At 64.0% G+C, this 4,182-nt stretch carries 4 protein-coding genes; 2 read left to right on the top strand and 2 right to left on the bottom strand.

Annotated elements, in window-relative coordinates; genetic code table 11:
• Positions 1 to 214 precede the first annotated feature (214 nt).
• On the bottom strand, positions 215 to 502 hold the full coding sequence (locus tag NP3_RS45785; RefSeq protein ID WP_063047945.1) for a hypothetical protein: 288 nt from the start codon (positions 500 to 502) through the stop codon (positions 215 to 217).
• A 105-nt stretch (positions 503 to 607) separates the two neighbouring features.
• Between NP3_RS45785 and NP3_RS45790 the strand changes: the two genes are divergently transcribed.
• Positions 608 to 2,596 carry a glycoside hydrolase family 15 protein gene (locus NP3_RS45790; RefSeq protein ID WP_084509710.1) on the top strand — a complete coding sequence of 663 codons (1,989 nt, stop codon included), beginning with the start codon at positions 608 to 610 and terminating at the stop codon, positions 2,594 to 2,596.
• A gap of 254 nt (positions 2,597 to 2,850) precedes the next feature.
• On the opposite strand, the gene NP3_RS48810 is transcribed toward NP3_RS45790, so the two are convergent.
• Complete coding sequence (locus NP3_RS48810; RefSeq protein WP_157125012.1) at positions 2,851 to 3,168, bottom strand: hypothetical protein; 318 nt, start codon at positions 3,166 to 3,168, stop codon at positions 2,851 to 2,853.
• A 356-nt stretch (positions 3,169 to 3,524) separates the two neighbouring features.
• Here NP3_RS48810 and NP3_RS48815 point away from each other — a divergent pair.
• On the top strand, positions 3,525 to 4,182 hold a 658-nt coding region (locus NP3_RS48815), incomplete at its 3' end, for a helix-turn-helix domain-containing protein (RefSeq protein WP_157125013.1).

The following is a 4,182-nucleotide window of genomic DNA, read 5'->3' on the forward strand; positions in this document are numbered from 1 at the left end:
GGCCTGCGTGAGCAGATTGCAGCGTGGCCGCATCGACCGTACGCAATCCAGAGCGCGACGGGCTTCGTGAGGGGCTGAGGTCGGCGAGCCCGCCACAAGATCGGCAAAGAAGTCGACGACCGGTGCGGACGACTCGGCTACCGGGTGACGAGCCAGGCGATGACCACGAGCACGAGCAGGGCGATCAAGGCGAGCTGAACGCGGGAACGCGGCATCAACGCGCCCCGCTCTGCGCGGTCTCGCGCACCGCCACCGGCGGTGCGATCGGCTCGGGCATCAGGGCGGGTTCGGGGCCCACGATGTCCTCGGCGGTGAGCGTCGTCGAGGACGCGCGATTACGGCCGAGCAGTTGCAGCGAGACCCGAAGCAGTCGGTCCAGCAGGTAGGCGATGGCGAAGCTGACCGGAACCATGCCGACCAATACCACGATGAACTGCGGGATAAACGGCAATCCCGCGACCCACAGCTCGAAGCCGTCCCACCACCCTGCAATCTGATGCACGGCACCAGCCTAGCCGTGTTGAATTCGCCGCGCCGTCGGGCCGCGTGGTGGCCGGGTTTCGGCGCCCTCGGTGGACGACACGGGCAGACGGACCGAAGATGAGGTATGGCGTCTTCCGATGATCTGACCGTAGAAGAACCTGCCGACCTGCCCGTGCTCAGTCAGCTGAGTGACGTGCGTCAGCATGCCAGCTATCCGCCGATCGACGATTACGCATTCCTATCCGACTGTGAGACCAGCTGTCTGATCGCCAGCAATGGCGGCGTCGAGTGGATGTGCGTGCCGCGGCCCGATTCGCCGAGCATCTTCGGCGCGATGCTCGATCGCAGTGCCGGTCATTTCCGGATCGGCCCGTACGGGGTCAATGTGCCCGCGGCGCGGCGGTATCTGCCCGGCGGCATGATCCTGGAGACCACCTGGCAGTCCGAGACCGGCTGGCTGATCGTGCGCGACGCGCTGGTGCTCGGTCCCTGGCACAACAACGATCAGCGCAGCAAGACGCACCGCCGTACGCCGATGGACTGGGATGCCGAGCACGTCCTGCTGCGCACGGTGAAGTGCGTGAACGGCACGGTCGAACTGGAGATGAGCTGCGAACCCGCCTTCGATTACCATCGTGCCCCGGCCCGCTGGGAGTACACCGGTAAGGTGTACGAGGAGGCCACCGCGGTGCGCACCACCGATCCGAGTGCGGGCCCGACGCTGGTGCTGACCACCGACCTGCGGCTCGGACTCGAGGGCCGCGAGGCCCGCGCCCGGACCAGGATGAAGGAGGGCGACGAGGTGTTCGTCGCGCTGACCTGGTCGGAGCTGCCCGCACCGCGCACCTTCGAAGAGGCGGCGCAGAAGATGTGGCAGACCACCGAATGCTGGCGGCAGTGGATCACTCTCGGCGATTTCCCGGATCATCCGTGGCGCAACTACCTCCAGCGCAGTGCGCTGACGCTGAAGGGACTCACCTACGCGCCGACCGGTGCGCTGATGGCCGCCGCCACCACCTCACTGCCGGAAACCCCTGGCGGACAACGCAATTGGGACTACCGCTATACCTGGGTACGCGATTCCAGCTTCGCACTCTGGGGTCTGTACACCCTCGGTCTGGACCGTGAGGCCAACGACTTCTTCGCCTTCCTCAACGACGCCACCACCGGTGACAACGGCGAACCCGTTCCGCTGCAGGTGCTCTACGGCATCGGCGGTGAACGCGACCTCACCGAGACCACACTCGACAACCTGACCGGCTACGACGGCGCCAAACCCGTGCGCATCGGCAACGGCGCGTACAACCAGGACCAGCACGATATCTGGGGCACCATGCTCGACGCGGTGTACCTGCACGTGAAATCCCGCCAACAGGTTCCGGAGTCGCTGTGGCCGCTGCTGGAGCGCCAGGTCGAGGCGACCATCGCACGCTGGCAGGAGCCCGACCGCGGCATCTGGGAAGTGCGTGGTGAGCCACAGCATTTCACCTCGTCGAAGGTGATGTGCTGGGTGGCGCTGGACCGCGGTGCGAAGCTGGCCGAACTGCACGGCGAATACGAGCGGGCCACCGAGTGGTACGCCATCGCCGACCAGATCAAGGCCGATATCCTCACCAACGGCGTGAATGCCGACGGTGTCTTCACCCAGACGTACGGCGGCGACACCCTGGACGCGTCACTGCTGCTGGTGGTGCTGAACCGCTTCCTGCCGCCCACCGACCATCGGGTGCGCGCCACCGTGCTCTCGATCGCCGACCGGCTCACCGAGAACGGTCTGGTGCTGCGCTACCGGACCGAAACCACCGATGACGGATTGACCGGCGCGGAGGGCACCTTCACCATCTGCTCGTTCTGGCTGGTCTCCGCACTGGTGGAGATCGGCGAACTGCAGCGGGCCAGGCATCTGTGTGAACGGCTGCTCGGCTATGCGAGTCCGCTGCGGCTCTATGCCGAGGAGATCGATTCGCGCAGTGGACGTCATCTGGGCAACTTCCCGCAGGCCTTCACCCATCTGGCGCTGATCAATGCGGTGACGCACGTGATCAGGGCCGAGCAGTCGCACACCTCCGGCGCGTTCCAACCGGCACACACACCGGCGACTCACCCAGCCTGAGGTCATGGTGCGGGTACACGGCGAGCGATGTCGGCGCCAGCTTCTGGGAAGTCAACCCCCGTCATCGAATGCGTCGATCCACCCGTTCTCGTCGACCTCACACAATGCTCCATCAGCCAGGTGGACTATCGGCTGACTATTCAGGGGAGCCAGTGCAAGCTTGCGGAGGCTGTCTTCATTGAAGATCGCAAGCAGCGCTCGAACCGACGGGGCGACGTCGTGGTACCGGGGCGGGTTGATTTCGGACATCTCATTCACGCTTCCGACGGAGCGGGGAGATTTGACACATTCAGCAGCGCGGCCCAGTAGTCGTCGCGAACCGCGTCCCACAGATCGAGATGCCCTGGAAATGCCTCGCGTGCGGCTGCGAGATCCGGTGGCGCCGCGTTGTCGAATAGCACCGTGCCGGGCGCAGCGGCTGGAAGCCATTCGTTGCTGGGCCACCGAGCGGCAGTGGAGGCGTCGGCTCGATTCTGGATACGCAGAATTCGGGCCTCATTACTGACCAGCCGCCAGACGGCAACTTTCCGGCCATCCGGCGATTGAGTGGTCCGCAACCTATCGCGTCGCATCATTGCTCCTCGCGATGGTGCTCCCGGTGCCGGGGGACCCTGCACCCCGGCACCAGAAGGATTCGACGGGCCGTTCTGGTCTCTCCATACGCCGATAGCAGTGGCGAAGAGTTCGACCACATCGGCTGGCGCACCGATGTATTTCGCGGGTGCGCGATTGAACGGAATTCTTTGTGGCTGTTGTGGATTCGGCATAATGGCGTTCATTCCTGATGTCCGTATCGACCAACACCAGTCAAGTAAGCCAAAGAGGCAGCGCGGTTTCGATCACATGGTGGTGATCTCACCGGCCAGTCTGCTAATCTCACGGTGAGATAGGCCATGCAGCTTTGCCGAGGCGCTGGAGGGGTGTGCCGATGCTCGGACAATCCTTTGCGCCACTTGTCGTTCCGGCCCCTGTCTGGGAACGCCAAGACGTGCTGCAAGTTCTGCGCAATCGAGATGTTGCAAGCCTTCTGCGGTTTGTCCAGCAGCACACGGGAGCCAGTCAGCAGCGGCTTGCAACCGCTTTGGAGATGTCCCAAGGTCGTGTCAACGAGCTCATCAACCGGCGTCGACGGGTGACCAGCCTCGGTTCTTTCGAGAGGCTTGCGGACGGGCTGAGGATGCCCGACAACGCGCGAATTGCGTTGGGGTTGGCTCCGATCGAGAGCAACCGTGTGATGCTGACCGATCTCGCTGAAATCACCATCACCTACCCGTCGCAGGCCGATGCGGCGGAGGAGATCCGTGCGCTCGCGAAGGTGGCAGACACCGTAGATGTCATGGCTGTTCGTGGTCTGGGGCTGCTCGGATTGAACGACTCACTCTTGCGTGAACTCATATCGCCTGAGGCTCGACTACGGGTCTTGCTGTTGGACCCCGACTCGGATGCCGCCGCGTATCGAGCGAACGAAATCGGCGAGTCGTCGGAATCGTTCGCCGCTGGCATACGGCTGTCCATCGCGCGTTTGAGGGAACTGGCGTCAGCTGGTCGAACTATCGAGCTCTACACATACGATCAAGTTCCTGTCT

This window comes from Nocardia pseudovaccinii NBRC 100343 (assembly GCF_001613225.1).
GTDB classification, from domain to species: Bacteria; Actinomycetota; Actinomycetes; order Mycobacteriales; family Mycobacteriaceae; genus Nocardia; species Nocardia pseudovaccinii.

Bases quoted from the DNA above. Each gene is read 5' to 3' on its own strand.
- NP3_RS45790 (WP_084509710.1), top strand. From the start codon at position 608: ATGGCGTCTTCCGATGATCTGACCGTAGAAGAACCTGCCGACCTGCCC.
- NP3_RS48810 (WP_157125012.1), bottom strand. From the start codon at position 3,168: ATGCGACGCGATAGGTTGCGGACCACTCAATCGCCGGATGGCCGGAAA.